We start from the raw sequence: 16590 nt of genomic DNA, 5'->3' as shown, positions 1-16590 counted from the left end.
AAACAACCCCGCCGAGTCTAGCGGAGGCCTGACGCGATGTCGAACGGGCCGGTTCGGACCCGCCTAGCCGACGTCGGCGATGCCACCGCGCAGGACGTCCGCGACGGCGGACTCCGGGACGCGGAAGGACCGGCCGAAGCGGATGGCGGGGAGTTCCCCCGCGTGGACCATGCGGTAGACGGTCATCTTGGAGACGCGCATCATCTCGGCGACCTCAGCGACGGTGAGGAAGCGCACGTCGTCGAAACTGCCGGTCATGGTCCGCCTTCGGGAATCGGTGTGACCTGTGTGGTCACTGGCAACTGTAGGGGCGGGTGCGACCCGGTGTCCAGGTCCCGTTCAGTCCTCGTCGCCCCGACGCGTGAAGCGCTTCCGGCTGCGGTCGACGACCCGTTCCCAGCCCTGCTGCGCGCCGGACAGCGCCGCGGTCGCGCGGTAGGAGGCCTCGGCCATCACGCGGCCGAGCTCGGTGCCGACCTCGACCGTGGCCTTGCCCGCCGTGCCGGAGCGTCGGACCGAGACCGGTTGCCCGTCGAGCGTCCACGCCGTCGTGGCCGGGGTGCCGTCGGCGTCCACCGCGCCGGTGAACGGGAGGACCCACTCCTCGATGCCGAGGAGTGGCTCCGGGTCGAGGCGGTAGTAGCGGTGCTGCCCCTCTTCGCGGCTCGTCACGAGGCCGATGTCGCGGAGCACGCGCAGGTGCTTCGACACGGTCGGCTGGCTGACGCCGAGGCGTTCCACGAGCTGGCCGACGCTGAGCTCGCCGCCGGTGACGTCCGAGCCGTACGCGGACAGGAGCGTCCCGAGCAGCTCACGCCTGGTGGGGTCCGCCACGACGCTGAAGATGTCGGCCATGGGGCAAGGCTAGCCGGGGCGTCACGGATGTACCATGACGAACCGTCCCGCCCATGTCCACGGAGGCATACGATGCTCGACCGACACGAGCCGCCGTCCCGCTCGGCGGGAGCGCTCCGTCGACGGCCGTCCCGTTTCGGCACCGCCCTCCGCTCGTCGCCGTCCCGCTTGGCGATCGTCGTCTTCGTGGCGCTGATCTTCGTCTTCACGAGCCTGTTCATGACGCCGTGGGCCGCGGCGGACGGGCGCTCGACGCACTTCGCGGACGCCCTCTTCACCGCGGCGTCGGTGGTCTGCGTCACCGGGCTCGCCACCGTGGACATGGCGACGCACTGGTCGGTGTTCGGCAAGACCCTCGTGGTGATCGGCACGCAGATCGGGGCCGTGGGCGTCCTGACGTTCGCCTCGATCCTCGGCCTCTTCGTCACCCGGAAGCTCGGACTCCGCGCGAAGCTCATGGCGGCCGGCGACTCGAACCCCCTGCGGACCCACCACGGCGCCGTGCCCGAGGGCCAGGCCGTCCGTCTCGGCGAGGTCGGCACCCTGCTCGCGACGGTCGCGGTGAGCACCCTGTCGATCGAGATCGTCCTCGGGCTCCTCCTGTTGCCGTCCGTGCTCATCGCCGGGATGCCCTTCTGGACGGCGGTCGGGGACTCCTTCTACTACGCGGCGATGGCGTTCACGAACACCGGCTTCGCGCCGAACGCCAGCGGACTCACCCCGTTCGCGCACGACTACTGGTTCCTCTCGCTGCTCATGGTCGGCGTGGTCGCGGGCTCGATCGGCTTCCCGGTGATCCGTGCCCTGACGAAGCAGCTCCGCACGCCGCGCCGCTGGCCGATCCACGTCAAGCTCACGCTCGCGACGAGCGCGGTCCTGCTCGTCGGCGGCGCGGCCGTGTACATCGCGCTCGAGGCATCGAACCCGACCACCTTCGGCGAGGAGGGCGCTGGTCGCACGGCGTTCCAGGCCCTCTTCCTCTCCACGATGACCCGGTCCGGCGGCTTCTCCCTCGTCGACTTCGACCAGCTGAACGGGTCGAGCCTGCTCGTCACGGACATGCTCATGTTCATCGGCGGCGGCTCGGCCTCGACCGCCGGCGGCATCAAGGTCACGACGCTCGCGGTCCTGTTCCTCGCCGCCGTCGCCGAGGCGCGCGGGCGCCAGAGCATGGAGGCGTTCGGCCGGCGCATCCCGAGCGACGTCCTGCGCGTGGCCGTGGCGGTCGTGCTCTGGGGCGCCACCATCGTGGCCGTCGCGACCGTCGTGCTCCTGCAGATCACCCACGAGTCCCTCGACCGCGTGCTGTTCGAGGTCATCTCGGCGTTCGCGACGTGCGGGCTGTCCTCCGGGGTGTCCGCGAACCTGCCCGAGTCCGGCAAGTACGTGCTCGCGGCGACGATGTTCCTGGGCCGTGTCGGTACAGTGACCATCGCCGCTGCACTGGCCGCCAGCCAGAGCCGGCAACTGTTCCGCCGTCCCGAGGAGAGGCCGATCGTTGGCTGACCGCAACCGTCCGCACCCGCTCGGCGCCGTCAGCCACGATGCTCCGGTGCTCGTCATCGGCCTCGGACGGTTCGGTGCCGCCACCGCCGGGCAGCTCGAGCGGCAGGACCGCGAGGTCCTCGTCGTCGACACCGACGCCGGCCTCGTGCAGAAGTGGTCGGACCGCGTCACGCACGCGGTGCAGGCGGACGCGACCGACATCGACGCCCTGCGGCAGATCGGTGCGCAGGACTTCCCGATCGCCGTCGTCGGGACCGGCAGCGACCTCGAGTCCAGCGTGCTCATCACCGCGAACCTCGTCGACCTCGGCATCCCGCAGATCTGGGCGAAGGCGATCAGCAGGTCGCACGGCACGATCCTGTCCCGGATCGGCGCGAACCACGTCGTCTACCCCGAGCGCGAGGCCGGCGAGCGCACCGCACACCTGGTGTCCGGCCGGATGCTCGACTTCATCGAGTTCGACGACGACTTCGCCGTGGTCAAGATGTTCCCGCCGGCGTCGGTCCGCGGCAAGGACCTGGCGACCACGGTGATCCGCACGCGCTTCGGCCTGACCGTGCTCGGCATCAAGACCCCCGGCGAGGCCTTCGTCCCGGCGACGCCGGAGAGCGTGATCGGCCAGAACGACGTCATCATCGTCTCGGGGACCGAGAGCGCGCTGGAACGGTTCGCCGCCCTGGAGTGAGGACGGGACGGACAGGAGGCGCGGGGCGGGCCCGCACCGTCCCTCCAGTCCGTCAGCCGGTCACGTCGCGGACGCGACGCCGTCCCGGAGTGCGCGGAAGAGCCGTTCCAGCCCGGCGCGGTGCGCCGTGACGACGGTGTCCTCGTCCTCCCCCGCGAGGACGGCCCGTGCCGTCCCGACGAAGACCGTGGCGTAGCCGGCGACGAAGAGGGCTGCGAGGAGTCGGTCGCCGACGGCGTCCCCGAGCGCGCGCTGCGCCCCGGCCACGAGCTCGAGCGCGCGCGACTGCAGGGCGGACGAGCCGGCGACCGTCCGGAAGAACGCGTGCGCGCCGGGCGCCAGCCCGGAGACCGGCGCGCGCTCGTCGACCAGACGCAGTGCGAGCGCCTCGAGCGCGTCGAGCGCCTCGTCACGCGGAACGTCGTCGACGGCTGCGACGAACAGCGCGACCGTCTCGGCGGACCGGTCGAGGAACAGGTCCTCCTTGCGCGGGAAGTGCTTGAAGACCGTGACGCTCGAGACCCCGGCGGCCTTCGCGACCTGCGCGACGGTGACGCCGTCGAAGCCGTGCTCGGCGAACATCCCGGATGCGGTCTCGGCGATCCGCGCACGGGTCTCCGGCCCGCCGCGGGGCGCACTCCTGGGCATGCGGACTCCTTGTTGGTTGACTCACTCAGTTTACTGACTTAACATAGACGCATGAACGCCGTCCGGTCCCCCCACTCTCCCCGATCCCTGCGCGGATCGCGTGTCGCCCTCGCCGGGCTCGCCGCGGTCTTCCTGTTCGAGATGCTCGACAACTCCGTCCTGAACGTCGCGCTCCCCACGATCGGTCGTGAGCTGCAGGTCGGCGCGACCGGGCTGCAGTGGGTGACGACGGCGTACTCGGTGGTGTTCGGCGGGCTCATGCTCGCCGCGGGTGCCGTCGCGGACCGGTACGGTCGACGCCGGGTGATGCTCGTGGGGCTCGTGCTCCTCGGGCTGGCGAGCCTCGCGACCGCGTTCGTCACCACCGCCGACCAGCTGGTCGCCGTCCGGGTCGCCACCGGGATCGCGGCGGCGATGACGACCCCCGGGTCGATGGCCCTCGCGTTCCGGCTCTTCGACGACGACGAGCGGCGGGTCCGGGCGATCACGGTGATCTCCACCGTCGGGCTCGTCGGGCTCGCGGTGGGACCGACGGTGGGCGGACTCGTCCTCGCCGTCGCGCCTTGGCAGGTGCTCCTGCTCGTCAACGTCCCGATCGCCGCACTCGCGTTCGTGGGGATCCGCGTCGGCGTCACTGCGGACGATCCGGCGGGGCTGCACCGGGCTCCCGTGGACTGGACCGGAGCGGCACTGGGGACCGTGACGATCGTCCTCGCCCTCGTCGCGCCGACGCGGTTCGCCGACGGCGGGCTCGACGACTGGACGGCCTGGGCGGCCACGGCCGGCGCGATCGGCGGCGGCGTCTGGTTCGCCGTGCGACAGCGCCGCGTCGAGCACCCGCTGCTCGACCTCGCGCTCGTCGCCCGGCCGCTGGTCTCGAGCGGCCTCGCGTACAAGGCGGCCACGGGCCTCGCGGTCGCGGGACTGGGCTACCTGGTGACGCTGCACCTGCAGCTCGCCTGGGGGTGGCCGCCGGCCCTCGCCGCGATCGGCATGCTCCCGCAGGTGGCCGTGCTCGTGGCCGGGAGCGCGTTCGTCGGACCCTTCGTCCGGCGCGTCGGCCTCGGGCACGCCGCCTGGTCGAGCGCGGCCGCCGTGGTCGTCGGGCTCGCGGTGTACACGGTGCTCGGGCCGCTCGGCTACGGGTGGATCGCCCTGGCGCTCGTGCTCGTCGCCGCCGGCATGCGGGTCGTGGGGGTGGTCGCCGGCACGAACGTCCTGCGCGGGTTGCCGGAGGATCGCACGACGATCGGCGCCGCCCTCGTGGACACCTCGTCCGAGGTGGCCTCGGCCGTCGGGGTGGCGATCGCCGGCACGGTGCTCGGTGCCGTGTTCGCCGGGTCGCTCACCGCGACGCCGTGGACCCACGCCCAGGGGGTGGCGTTCGACCACGCGGTGACGATCGGCGGGTCGGTGCTCACCGTGCTCGCCGGGGTGCTCGTCGTCTGGGCGATGGTCCGGGCCGGACGTGCCGGGACGACCGCTAGCCCTTCGCCAGCTCCTCGGCGCGGGCGATCGCCGCGCGGGACGCCCGCTCGAACGTCCCCTCGAGATCGGCGTCCTGCAGCACCGCGACGGCACGCTCGGTGGTCCCCTTCGGACTCGTGACGGCCCTCCGCAGGTCGGCGGGCTCCTTGCCGGAGGCGGCGAGCAGTTCGACGGCACCGCGGAGCGTCCCCTGCACCATCGCCTCGGCCTGGTCGTGGGAGAACCCGAGCGACTCGGCGGCCTGCTGCCACTGCTCCACGAGGAGGAAGACGTAGGCGGGCCCGGAGCCCGAGACGGCGGAGAGCGCGTCGAGCTGGGACTCCGGCACCTCGATCACGACACCGGACGCGTCGAACACGGAGGACGCGAGCGCAACGGCGTCGGCGTCCGCGGAGGCTCCGGCGCTGATCCCGGTCACCCCGTGCCCGACGCCGATCGGCGTGTTCGGGAGCGCCCGGACGACCCGGACACCGGCCGGCACCTTCGCCTCCATGCTCGCGGTCGTCGTCCCCACGGCGACGCTCACGACGACGGTCCCCGGCTCGAGGTCCGCCGAGACCTCGTCGAGCAGGTCACCGATCGCGTAGGGCTTCACCCCGAGCACGACGAGCGACGCGCCGCGCACCGCTGCCCGGTTCGCGTCGGGGTCGGTGTCGGTGGCGGTGGCGTCCAGGCCACGCTCCCGGTGTGCCGCGGCGGACTGCTCCGACTTCGTCGTCAGGGTCACGGTGGCCCGGTCGAGACCGGCGGCGAGCAGGCCGTCGAGGACCGCGCCGGACATGGAGCCGACGCCGAGCAGGGCGGTGCGGGGCAGTTCGATCGTCATGCCCCAGACCCTACCGAGCACCCTCGCCTAGGATCGTCCAACAGATCGGGAGAAGGGGACAGCTGTGAGCGCTTCTGGAGGCACGAGGGCGATCCTCGCCGCACTCGGTGCGAACGTCGGGATCGCGATCGTGAAGTTCATCGCCGCGGCGATCAGCGGTTCCGCCTCGATGCTGGCCGAGGGCGTCCACTCGCTCGCCGACTCCGCCAACCAGCTCCTCCTGCTCCTCGGCGGCCGTCGTGCCCGGCGTGCCGCCGACGAGGAGCACCCGTTCGGCTACGGGCGTGAGCGCTACGTGTACGCGTTCGTCGTGTCGATCATCCTGTTCTCGGTCGGCGGGGTGTTCTCCCTCTACGAGGGCATCGAGAAGCTCACCCACCCACACCCGCTCGAGAACTGGTGGCTGCCGCTCGTGGTGCTCGTCATCGCGATCGGGCTCGAGGGCTTCTCCCTCCGCACCGCACTGAAGGAAGCACGACCGCAGAAGGGCCGGCAGAGCTGGGTGCAGTTCGTCCGCCGCGCCAAGGCCCCGGAGCTGCCCGTCGTGATGCTCGAGGACACCGCGGCGCTGCTCGGCCTCGTCTTCGCCCTGTTCGGCGTCGGCCTCACCGCGATCACGGGCAACGGCGTGTTCGACGCGATCGGCACGATCTGCATCGCCGCGCTGCTCATCGCCGTGGCGGTCGTGCTCGGCATCGAGACGAAGAGCCTCCTCGTCGGCGAGGGTGCCACCGCGGCCGACGTCGAGCGCATCAAGCACGCGGTGCTCGACGGGCCCGAGGTCGACTCGATCATCCACATCAAGACCCTGTACCTCGGCCCCGACGAGCTCATGGTCGGCGTGAAGGTCGCGGTGGACGGCGACCGACGGCTCGGCGACGTCGCCGCGGGCATCGACACGGTCGAGCACCGGGTGCGGCAGGCGGTGCCGATCGCACGCGTCATCTACGTCGAACCCGACGTGCTCCGGACGGGCCCCCGCCCGCCGACCGAGGCGATCGTGATCCGCGCCGCAGACTAAGGGGAACCTTGCTGGCGAGCGCCGTGGCCGGTCATCCACGATGGTCACATGTCGGCGCTCTTCAGCATCCTGCTCGTCCTCCACTTCCTCGGTCTCGCTGCCGTCATCGGTGCCTTCCTGGTGCAGGTCCGCCGCAAGGGCGGCTTCCAGACCTCCTGGCCGATCACCGGCCTCGTCGTGCAGCTCGTCACGGGCCTCGGGATGATGGGGATCATCGACGCGACGCAGGACGGCGGCGCGAACCACGTCAAGCTCGGCGTGAAGCTCGTCATCGCGGCGGTCGCGCTCGTGCTGGCGCTCGTCGCGCGGGCACGTCAGAAGCGGGCGGACGCCGGCACCGCGACGGCGAAGGCCGCCCTGCCGTTCTTCCACTCGGCCGGGGCGCTCGCGATCGTCAACGTGTTCGTCGCGGTCCTCTGGAAGTGACGCCCACCGGTCAGCGACGCTCGGCGAAGAACGCGTCGAGCAGCGCGGCGCACGCCCCCTCGAGCACCCCGCCGATCACCTCGGACCGGTGCGGCAGCCGGCGGTCCCGCGCGACGTCGTAGACGCTCCCGCTCGCGCCGGCCTTCGGGTCCCACGCGCCGAACACGATCCGCGGCACCCGGGCCGCCATGACCGCACCGGCGCACATCGGGCACGGCTCGAGCGTCACCACCAGGGTGTGCTCCTCGAGGTGCCAGTCGCCGATCGCCGCCGCGGCCGCCCGGAGCGCCAGGACCTCGGCGTGCGCCGTGGGGTCCTGTCGCGCCTCGCGCTCGTTCCGTCCCACGGCGATGACCGCGCCGTCCCGGTCGAGGACGACCGCCCCCACCGGGACGTCCCCGGTCGCGAGGCACGCGCGGGCCTCGTCGAGCGCGCGTTCCATCGCGGGGACGAACGGGCGGGCGGCGGGTGCTTCCACGGAACCTCCTGGCGGTCGGCAGCACGGTAGGCTCGACCCTATGCGAGTCCACGTCGCCGACCACCCGCTCATCACCCACAAGCTCTCGGTGCTCCGCGACCGTACGACGCCGTCCCCCACGTTCCGCGCCCTCACCGAGGAGCTCGTCACGCTCCTCGCGTACGAGGCCACGCGCAACGTCCGGGTCACCGCGACGCCGATCGACACCCCGGTGGCACACACCATGGGCGTCTCGATCGCGAAGCCGCGCCCGCTCGTCGTGCCGATCCTGCGTGCCGGGCTCGGCATGCTCGAGGGCATGGTCAAGCTCGTCCCCACGGCCGAGGTCGGCTTCCTCGGCATGGCGCGCAACGAGGAGACCCTCGAGCCGCAGACCTATGCCGAGCGCCTGCCCGACGACCTCTCCGGCCGGCAGTGCTTCGTCCTCGACCCGATGCTCGCCACGGGCGGCACCCTCGCGGCCGCGATCGACTTCCTGTTCGACCGCGGTGCGGAAGAGGTCACGTGTGTCTGCATCCTCGGCGCGCCCGAGGGGCTCGCCGCGGTCGAGGCCGCCGTGGGCGACCGCAACGTCTCGATCGTGCTCGGTGCGCTCGACGAGAAGCTTGACGAGAACGGCTACATCGTTCCAGGCCTCGGCGACGCGGGCGACCGCCTCTACGGTCTCGCCGAGTAGACACGACCACGTTCCGACAGGAGGCGCGGTGCCGGCTGGCACCGCGCCTCCTGTCCGTCTGCTGTCCGGTGCACGGCACCGTCCGTGCGGACGGTTGACACGACGTTGGTATCCCACCGATACTCGTCCCATGACTGCAACCGTGTCCACCCGCGTCCTCTCCGAGGCCCAGGGGACCGCCGGCATGATGATGCCGGCCACGGCCGTCATGCGTTGTCGAATGTGTGCCTGATCGGCACCCGTTCCAGCCGGATCCCCCGCGACACCACCCCCGTCGCGCGAGCGTGATCCCCGGGTGACGACCACGTCGACGACGCGCACCACGTCACGAGGTCTGTCTCCCGTACCCCCGGGTCGGCCCCGGTCCGCAGCAGGACCGCAGAGCCCACGGCACTCGCCGTACCCGGACCGACGCATTCGACACGGCCGCGGCACACCTCGACACCGCAGCCACATCGCCCGGAGAACCGCCATGTCGCTCACCATCGCTCAGCCCCGCACCGCCCTCCGCACCGCCGCACCCGCGCCGACCGACCTCGGCACCGTGACCCCGATCCGTCCGCGTCGCGAGCCCGTCGCGCCGCCCGTCGCCACCGGCGTGCCGACCAGCCCGGTCGTCGCCCCGCAGCGCAACCGTGCCCTGCCCGAGGGCACCGAGGCACGCGGCTTCGCCCTCTACGTCGGCATCGACGAGGCGAAGGCAGCGGCGGCGGGCACGACCCTCGCTGCGGTCGTCGAGCAGCTCAAGGCCCTGACCGCGCAGCTCGTCCCGACCTCGGAGACGTACGCCGCGGTGGCCGTCGCCGCCGAGGGCTCCGGCGGCCGTGACGTCGACGTCGTCCGGCTCGCCCTGCAGGACCGCTCCGCCGTGGCCGCCCGCAAGCAGGCGGAGAAGCCCGAGCCGGAGGAGACCGGGGTCGTCATCGACATCTCCCGGAAGCGCGTCACGCTCGACGGCGAGGCCGCTCCCCTGACGTACAAGGAGTTCGAGCTCCTGCAGTTCCTCGTCCTCCGCGAGGGCCAGACCGTCGACCGCTCGGCGATCATCGACGGCCTGTGGTCGGACGGCGAGGACGAGACCCCGAACGAGCGCACGATCGACGTCCACGTCCGTCGCCTCCGCTCGAAGCTCGGCGCGTTCGAGGAGATCGTCCGCACCGTGCGCGGTGTCGGCTACCGCTTCGACCGCCACGCGGACGTCGCCGTGCGCTACGCATCGACGCCGTCGCCGGACCTCTTCTGATCCTGATCGGTCGTTCTTGGTGAACTCGCAGCGAACGACCGCCGCGTCCGGTAGCGCGTCGTTACCCGTTCGTTATACAGTCGTGCGTGCAGACGGTGTTTGCTGTGGCACCGCCTGTGGAATGTGATTGCAGGACACTCTTGGTGCAAGGGAGAGGGCCGGTCATCCCCGTGATGACCGGCCCTCGTTGCGTCCCGGCGGACACGGCTGCGCGTCAGCAGCATCGCGTGTCCCAGGCCGTCGGTAGTGTGGCATGACCGTACGACCAGAGGGAGCGGGATCGTGAACGAGCCACGCCGCAGCGAGAAGGCGACCGCCGTCGCGGCCTGGGAAGCGCTCTTCCGCGCCCAGGTCACGGTGATGCGCGCGCTCAACGCCGACTTCCCGGGCGGCGAGATCTCGTTCAACGAGTACGACGTCTGCTTCAACCTCTCCACGCAGCCGGGCCGCCGATGCCGGATGCGCGAACTCACCGGTCACCTGCTCCTCACGCAGCCGAGCGTCAGCCGCCTGGTCGACCGGCTCTCCGCGCGCGGCATCGTCGAGAAGCAGCCGGACCCTGCCGACGCCCGCGGCGTGATCGTGGCCCTCACCGCGCACGGCTTCGACGTGTACCGCGCCGTCGCCGTCCAGCACGCGCAGACCATCGCCGACCAGGTCGGTGCCGGCCTCGACGACGCCGAGCTGCGCACGCTCACCGAACTCTGCACGAAGCTCCGGACCGCGGCCGGTGCGGCCTCACCCCGACGTGGCGCGACCCGGGCGGCGTCCGACGTCGACGCGGCAGCGGTGTGACCGGCGCCCTGGTCTGGCTCCGTGACGACCTCCGTCTCGCGGACAACCCGGCACTCCGAGCAGCGATCGACCACGGCGGCGACGTCACGGTCGCGTACGTCCTCGACGAGCAGTCCCCCGGCATCCGCCCGATCGGGGCTGCGGCACGGTGGTGGCTGCACCACTCGCTCGCCGCGCTCGACGGTGAACTCCGCGAACGCGGGTCCCGACTGGTCCTCCGCCGCGGGCCAGCTGCCGAGGCCGTCGACGCGCTCGTGTCCGACACCGGCGCCGACGCGGTGTTCTGGAACCGCCGGTACGGCCGAGCCGAGCGGGACCTCGACGCCGGCATCAAGTCGACGCTCACCGACGGCGGGACCGAGGCGCACAGCTTCGCCGCGAGCCTGCTCTGGGAACCGTGGACCGTCCTCACCGGACAGGGCGAGCCGTACAAGGTGTTCACGCCGTTCTGGCGTGCCGCCCAGGCGATGCCCGAGCCCCGCCACCCGCTGCCCAAGCCGCGTGACCTCCCCGCGGCGCCCCGGGTCGCGAGTGACGACCTCGACGACTGGGACCTGCTGCCGACGCACCCCGACTGGGCCGGCGGCCTCCGGGACGCCTGGGAACCCGGCGAGCAGGGCGCGCACCGGCGGATCGAACACTTCGTGCACCATGCGCTCGAGGACTACGACCAGCGCGACGAACCCGCGATGGCCGCCACGAGCGACCTCTCCCCGCACCTGCGGTGGGGCGAGGTCAGCCCGTACCAGGTCTGGCACCGCCTGCACGGCCAGCTCGAGCCCGAGCAGCGCAGGAACGCCTCAGCGTTCCTCCGGCAGCTGGCCTGGCGCGAGTTCAACTGGAACGAGTACTTCCACTGCGAGGACATCACCACGGTGAACGTCCGGCGCGAGTTCGACGCCTTCCCCTGGCGGGACGTCCCGGACGCCGAGGTCGACCGCTGGCGCACGGGGAGGACCGGGTTCGACCTCGTCGACGCGGGCATGCGGGAGCTCTGGCACTCGGGTGCGATGCACAACCGGGTCCGGCTCGCGACGGCCAGCTTCCTCGTGAAGAACATGCTCGTCGACTGGCGCGTGGGCGAGCAGTGGTTCTGGGACACCCTCGTCGACGCCGACTCCGCCAACAACGCGGCGAACTGGCAGTGGGTCGCCGGCTCCGGGTTCGACGCGGCGCCGTACTTCCGGGTGTTCAATCCGGACCGGCAGCTCGAGCGGTTCGACCCGCACCGCGAGTACGTGCACCGCTGGGTCCCCGCCGACGAAGACCGTCCGGAGCCCATGCTCGATCTCAAGGAGACCCGGCAGCGGGCACTCGACGCGTACGACCGGATGCGCCGGTCGTGAGCGGCACCGATCCGCAGGTGATCGCGGACGTCGACGCGCTGTTCCGCGAACGAGTCGAACGCGGCGTCGCACCGAGCAGCGTCTGGGGCGTGTTCGACCGCACCGGGCTCGTCGCCTCGGGCGGGCACGGCGACCGCGGCGACGGCGTCGCTCCCGACGCCGACACCGTGTACCGGATCGCCTCCTGCACGAAGAGCGTGACGGCGGCCACCCTGCTCGCCCTCGTCGCGGACGACCGTGTCCGGCTGGACGCCCCGATCACGGACTTCGTGCCCGCCTTCGCGGACGTCGTGCTGCCCACCGCCGACTCCCCCGTGCCGACGCTGCGCATGCTCCTCACCATGGCCGGCGGCTTCCCGACCGACGATCCGTGGGCCGACCGGCAGGAGTCGATCTCCGACGCCGAGTTCGACGACGTCCTGCGCGCCGGGCTCCTGTTCGACTCGGTCCCGGGCACCCGGTTCGCCTACTCGAACACCGGGTACGCGTTGCTCGGCAGGGCGATCGCCGTCGTGGCCGGCGGTCCCTTCCCCGAGGTCGCGACCGAGCTCGTCCTCGACCCCCTCGGCCTGCGCGACACCGTCTTCCGCGCCGACGACGCCCGCGGTCACGTGGTCACGGGCGTGCGCCCCGCCGCTGACGGGGCGGGCGTCGGCACGTGGGAGCCGCTGCCGATGTCGGGTCCCGGCGCGTTCTCGTCGATCGGCGGGCTCTTCTCGACGGTCACCGACCTGGCCCGCTGGGGTCGGCACCTCGCGTCGGCGTTCACCGAGGCGCCCGAACCCGGACCGGTCTCCCCCGCCGACCGCCGACTCATGCAGCAGGCGATGCGGGTCGTGCCCCGAGCGGTGGTGCCGACCTCGAGCCGCGCGACGGCCTACGGCTTCGGGCTGTTCGTCGAGCAGGACCCGGCAATCGGCGAGCTCGTCTCGCACTCCGGCGGGTACCCGGGGTTCTCGGCGCACATGCGGTGGTCGGTCCGGGACGGCCTCGGCGTCGTCGCCTTCGAGAACGCCACGCAGGCGAAGGTCTCGGCGGCGGCGGACCGGGCGCTCGACCTCGTGCTGACCGCCCGCGGGACCGCCGCGGCGGTCCGTGCACCCGGCACCGGGCCGACCGTGGACGCGACGCGGGCGGCGCAGGCTGCCGTGACGCGCCTCCTGGCCCACTGGGACGACGACCTCGCCGATGCGATCTGCACGCCGAACGTGGCGATGGACGTGCCGTACGAACGACGCCGCCGGGCCATCGCGGAGGCGGTGGCGGCCGTCGGTGCCGACCTCGACGCGGAACCGGTGGCCGACGAGTCCCTGGCCCCGTCGCACCTGCGCTGGTGGCTGCCGGGGACGGCCGGTCGTCTGCGGGTCGAGATCCGCTTGGCGCCGCTCGCGGCCGGCCTCGTGCAGACCCTGGTGGTCCGGGCCGAACCCAGCGAGCGCTGACGCCGCGACCAGTGGACCGGGCCGCACCCAGCGAGCGCTGACGCGCGAGCGTCAGACCGGCGGACGCCCGCCCACGAACCCGAGCGCCCGCGCCGCGACCCGCGCGCCCTCGCGCGCAGCCGCCGCGACCCGCACCGGATCGGTCGCCCACGCACGGAGGAACCCCGCCGCGAACGCGTCCCCGGCGCCGAGCGTGTCCACCACCGTCGCAGGCGTGATCGGCACCCGCTGCGGCGTCCGACCACGCCGCCCGAGCAGGACGCCCTCGGTCCCCATGGTCACCACGACCAGGGGCACGCGGTCGGCGAGCGACTCGATCGCCTCCGTGACGGTGGGTGCTCCGGTCAGCGCGAGGGCCTCGTCCTCGCTCGGGAAGAGGGCATCGAGGCCGGAGAGCGCCTCGAGGAACTCCGACGCACCGACCGCACGCACCACCGCGGCGGACGAGGGGTCGAGGGACACCCGGGCGGAACCGGACCGGGCCTGGGCGACGAGTGCCGCGATGCGGTCCGGACCGCCTCCGCCGAGCATCGCCGAGCCGGTCAGGTGCACGATGTCCGCGCGCGCCACGAGGTCGACCGGCAGGTCCTCCGCCGACAGCACCCCGCTCGCTGCGGGATCGGACATCGCGGTCCGACCGTTCCCGTTCCGCACGGACACGACGGCGCCGGTCGCGGTCCGGGCGTCGTAGCGGATGTGCGCGCGGACGCCGGCGTCGGCGAGCGATCGCTCGTGCCGGTAGACGTCGTCGACGCCGACCCGACCCACCAGGTCCACGTCGGCACCGAGCCAGCCGAGCCAGGTCGCGGTGTTGCCCGCGGCGCCGACCGGTCGGTGTCGGATGACCGCGGCCGGGTCGTGCGACCCCATGGACACCGCGGTGGTGTGCACGAGCACGCCGTCGAGGACGTCGCCGACCACGAGGAATCGCTTCCCCGCCCCGCGGCGGCGCCCTGCGACCGCCCGCCCGGCACGGGGTGCCTCGGGGCGCGACGGGGCCACAGGGCGCTCTGGAGGCATGGACATCAGGCCCATCCTACGTGGAATCGAGTAAAACTCCGCTTTTGCTGCTGAAAAAGCTCGCACATGCGATGGATTCCCGGCTGTCTCCCGGTGGCGCCCGGTAATATACTCTGTGATCGTATGTGAACTGTCGCGTACTGCCCATCACGCCCGCTGGAGACGCCATGCCCCGCAAGCCCGACCCGACACTCAAGCCGGCGATCATCGCGAAGGTGGCCGAGCACCTGCAGGACACCAAGCTCGAGGACGTCTCCGTCCGCAGCCTCGGCCGGGTGCTCGGGACGAGCGCCTACCCGATCGTGTACCACTTCGGCACGCGCGAAGCCCTGATCGACGCCGTGGTGGAACACCTGGCGGAATCCGTCTCCGACGTCACGCTCGACCCCGGCGCCGACGACCTCGGGCTGACCGACTACCTCATCGCGGTGTTCGGCGGGCTCGACGACCCCGAGCGCTCCCTCGCCGCCCGGCTCACCTTCGAGCTCGGATCGGTCGAGTCGCTCGACGGCCGTGATCGCGAGCGCACCTTCCACCGCGCGCAGGTGAGCGCGATCGCCGCCTGGTGCGCCGAACACGGCTACGGCGCGGTGGACGCCGAACGAGCGGCCCGCGGTGCCGTCCTCGCGGCTCGGGGCGTGCAGTGGGGCACAATCGTCGACCGCGAGCGCACGGCGCCCGACGCCGCGCTGCGCGCGATCGCGCACGAGCTGGTCGCCGGGGCCCACGTCCAGTCGGCCTGAGCGGTCGACGCGCACCGACGAACGACGGGAGGCGCGGTGCCAGCCGGCACCGCGCCTCCCGTCGTTCACCGGGTCACCACCGTGACCCGCTGCGCCCGTCTCAGAGGGTGACGAAGCTCTGCGACTTCGCGTTCGCGAAGCGCGCGGCGACGTTCTCCCAGTCGACGATGTTCCACACGGCCTTGACGTAGTCCGCCTTGACGTTGAGGTAGTCGAGGTAGAAGGCGTGCTCCCACATGTCGAGCATGAAGATCGGCACGAGACCGAACGGCACGTTGGCCTGCTGGTCGAACAGCTGGAACGTGGTCAGCTTCTGGCCGACGGTGTCCCAGGCGAGGACGGACCAGCCGGAGCCCTGGATGCCCGTGGCGACGGCGGTGAACTGGGCCTGGAACTTCTCGAACGAGCCGAAGAACTCGTCGATCGCCGCGGCGAGCTCGCCCTCGGGGACCTTCGTGTCCGGGCCGAGGTTGGTCCAGAAGATCGAGTGGTTGACGTGGCCACCGAGGTTGAACGCAAGGTCCTTCTCGAGCTTGTTGACGTTCGCCAGGTTGCCGGACTCACGGGCCTCGGCGAGCTGCTCGAGCGCGGTGTTCGCACCCGTCACGTAGGTCTGGTGGTGCTTGTCGTGGTGCAGCTGCATGATCTTGCCGCTGATGTGCGGCTCGAGTGCGGCGTAGTCGTACGGCAGCTCCGGCAGGGTGTACTCAGCCATGTGAGTTCCTTTCGATCAGTGGTGTGCGGATGGTGCTCCGCGGCTCACGAGAGCCGGGAACGATCGGTGAGGGAGTGGAATTCCCGGTTGTGGTAGACCAGCGGCTCGCCCCGCTCGAGGCCGACGACGATGTCGAGGACCTCGGCGACGACGACGGTCGACGAGCCGATCGGTGTGGTCGAGAGGGGCCGGCAGCGCAGGGCGCTCGCGGCACTCGGCAGGTAGCGGTCACCCGACGGCAGGGTGCCCCAGATCGGGTCGTCGGCCGCGGGGCTGCCGGTGGAGGCGAAGCGACGGGCGAGGGCGACGCCGAGCGAGTCGACGAGGTGCACCACGAAGATCGGGGCGCCGAGCACGACCCCGGCGGACCCGGAGTTCGTGGACAGCGAGAACACGAGCACGGGCGGGTCGATCGCCACGCTCGCGACGCTCGATGCGGTGAGGCCGGTCGGACCGTCGGGGCCTTCGGCGGTGATGACGGCGACACCGGCCGGGTGTCCCCGGAAGGCGGCCTTGTAGGCGTCCGCGATGTTCGCCGGTGCTGCGTCGGGCATGGGAGTCGTGGTCGTTCCTTCGATGGGGAGGGCCGCGGCTCCGCGGCCATGTCCCAACGTATGACCTGAACCACGGTTGAGGTCAACGATTCCCAGGTTCGGTCGATCCCGGGCGTGCCGTGT

At 72.0% G+C, this 16590-nt stretch carries 18 protein-coding genes and 1 pseudogene; 11 read left to right on the top strand and 8 right to left on the bottom strand.

The window, feature by feature from the left end; translation table 11 throughout:
- Positions 1–63 precede the first annotated feature (63 nt).
- The gene (locus tag ACEN8D_RS17010) at positions 64–258 is read right to left on the bottom strand and encodes a helix-turn-helix domain-containing protein (protein WP_022902482.1); all 195 of its coding nucleotides are present in this window, start codon (positions 256–258) and stop codon (positions 64–66) included.
- Positions 259–339: 81 nt separating this feature from the next.
- Positions 340–855, bottom strand: coding sequence for an ArsR/SmtB family transcription factor (locus ACEN8D_RS17005; protein WP_309886360.1), 516 nt, complete (start codon positions 853–855; stop codon positions 340–342).
- A 72-nt stretch (positions 856–927) separates the two neighbouring features.
- On the opposite strand from ACEN8D_RS17005, the gene ACEN8D_RS17000 reads away from it, so the two are divergent.
- Together ACEN8D_RS17000 and ACEN8D_RS16995 are read left to right on the top strand one after the other, a co-directional pair.
- On the top strand, positions 928–2361 hold the full coding sequence (locus ACEN8D_RS17000) for a TrkH family potassium uptake protein (RefSeq protein WP_413398672.1): 1434 nt from the start codon (positions 928–930) through the stop codon (positions 2359–2361).
- On the top strand, positions 2354–3046 hold the full coding sequence (locus ACEN8D_RS16995) for a potassium channel family protein (RefSeq protein ID WP_175473676.1): 693 nt from the start codon (positions 2354–2356) through the stop codon (positions 3044–3046). The genes ACEN8D_RS17000 and ACEN8D_RS16995 overlap by 8 nt, the downstream gene beginning before the upstream one ends.
- Before the next feature lie 60 nt (positions 3047–3106).
- Here the strand turns inward: ACEN8D_RS16995 and ACEN8D_RS16990 are convergent, their stop codons facing one another.
- Complete coding sequence (locus ACEN8D_RS16990; protein WP_413461432.1) at positions 3107–3694, bottom strand: TetR/AcrR family transcriptional regulator; 588 nt, start codon at positions 3692–3694, stop codon at positions 3107–3109.
- A gap of 51 nt (positions 3695–3745) precedes the next feature.
- On the opposite strand from ACEN8D_RS16990, the pseudogene ACEN8D_RS16985 reads away from it, so the two are divergent.
- Positions 3746–4981: pseudogene (locus tag ACEN8D_RS16985) on the top strand (MFS transporter); the annotation flags it as partial.
- A gap of 196 nt (positions 4982–5177) precedes the next feature.
- Here the strand turns inward: ACEN8D_RS16985 and proC are convergent.
- Positions 5178–6008 (bottom strand): pyrroline-5-carboxylate reductase, encoded by an 831-nt coding sequence (gene proC, locus ACEN8D_RS16980; protein ID WP_413399702.1) that lies wholly within the window; start codon positions 6006–6008, stop codon positions 5178–5180.
- Between the two features lie 64 nt (positions 6009–6072).
- On the opposite strand from proC, the gene ACEN8D_RS16975 reads away from it, so the two are divergent.
- Positions 6073–7029, top strand: a complete 957-nt coding sequence (locus tag ACEN8D_RS16975; RefSeq protein ID WP_309780047.1) for a cation diffusion facilitator family transporter — start codon at positions 6073–6075, stop codon at positions 7027–7029.
- 48 nt (positions 7030–7077) lie between these two features.
- On the top strand, positions 7078–7455 hold the full coding sequence (locus ACEN8D_RS16970; RefSeq protein ID WP_071296693.1) for a hypothetical protein: 378 nt from the start codon (positions 7078–7080) through the stop codon (positions 7453–7455).
- Between the two features lie 10 nt (positions 7456–7465).
- Here the strand turns inward: ACEN8D_RS16970 and ACEN8D_RS16965 are convergent, their stop codons facing one another.
- The gene (locus ACEN8D_RS16965; protein ID WP_413461433.1) at positions 7466–7897 is read right to left on the bottom strand and encodes a nucleoside deaminase; all 432 of its coding nucleotides are present in this window, start codon (positions 7895–7897) and stop codon (positions 7466–7468) included.
- Positions 7898–7973: 76 nt separating this feature from the next.
- Here ACEN8D_RS16965 and upp point away from each other — a divergent pair, with 76 nt between their 5' ends.
- From upp to ACEN8D_RS16940, 5 genes are all read left to right on the top strand, one after another.
- Positions 7974–8609, top strand: a complete 636-nt coding sequence (upp, locus tag ACEN8D_RS16960) for a uracil phosphoribosyltransferase (protein ID WP_070418346.1) — start codon at positions 7974–7976, stop codon at positions 8607–8609.
- Positions 8610–9081: 472 nt separating this feature from the next.
- On the top strand, positions 9082–9852 hold the full coding sequence (locus tag ACEN8D_RS16955) for a winged helix-turn-helix domain-containing protein (RefSeq protein WP_070418345.1): 771 nt from the start codon (positions 9082–9084) through the stop codon (positions 9850–9852).
- Between the two features lie 282 nt (positions 9853–10134).
- A complete protein-coding gene (locus tag ACEN8D_RS16950; protein ID WP_413399652.1) occupies positions 10135–10647 on the top strand; it encodes a MarR family winged helix-turn-helix transcriptional regulator in 513 nt (170 codons plus the stop codon).
- On the top strand, positions 10644–11993 hold the full coding sequence (locus ACEN8D_RS16945) for a cryptochrome/photolyase family protein (protein WP_413399651.1): 1350 nt from the start codon (positions 10644–10646) through the stop codon (positions 11991–11993). Before ACEN8D_RS16950 ends, ACEN8D_RS16945 begins: the two co-directional genes overlap by 4 nt.
- A complete protein-coding gene (locus ACEN8D_RS16940) occupies positions 11990–13435 on the top strand; it encodes a serine hydrolase domain-containing protein (protein ID WP_413461802.1) in 1446 nt (481 codons plus the stop codon). Before ACEN8D_RS16945 ends, ACEN8D_RS16940 begins: the two co-directional genes overlap by 4 nt.
- Positions 13436–13486: 51 nt before the next feature.
- Here ACEN8D_RS16940 and ACEN8D_RS16935 read toward each other — a convergent pair whose 3' ends face one another.
- Entirely contained in the window at positions 13487–14461 is a 975-nt protein-coding gene (locus tag ACEN8D_RS16935; protein ID WP_495601079.1) for a carbohydrate kinase family protein, read from the bottom strand.
- A 161-nt stretch (positions 14462–14622) separates the two neighbouring features.
- On the opposite strand from ACEN8D_RS16935, the gene ACEN8D_RS16930 reads away from it, so the two are divergent.
- A complete protein-coding gene (locus tag ACEN8D_RS16930) occupies positions 14623–15198 on the top strand; it encodes a TetR/AcrR family transcriptional regulator (protein ID WP_309780054.1) in 576 nt (191 codons plus the stop codon).
- A 100-nt stretch (positions 15199–15298) separates the two neighbouring features.
- Here ACEN8D_RS16930 and ACEN8D_RS16925 read toward each other — a convergent pair whose 3' ends face one another.
- Positions 15299–15913: a superoxide dismutase gene (locus ACEN8D_RS16925; protein ID WP_070418340.1), complete on the bottom strand. Its 615-nt coding sequence runs from the start codon at positions 15911–15913 to the stop codon at positions 15299–15301.
- 44 nt (positions 15914–15957) lie between these two features.
- A complete protein-coding gene (locus tag ACEN8D_RS16920) occupies positions 15958–16467 on the bottom strand; it encodes a flavin reductase family protein (protein ID WP_070418339.1) in 510 nt (169 codons plus the stop codon).
- Positions 16468–16590 lie beyond the last annotated feature (123 nt).

It is taken from the genome of Curtobacterium sp. Curtsp22 (assembly GCF_059492135.1).
Note: the sequence above shows the minus strand (reverse complement) of the source record. Positions and strands in the feature narration are given on the sequence as shown.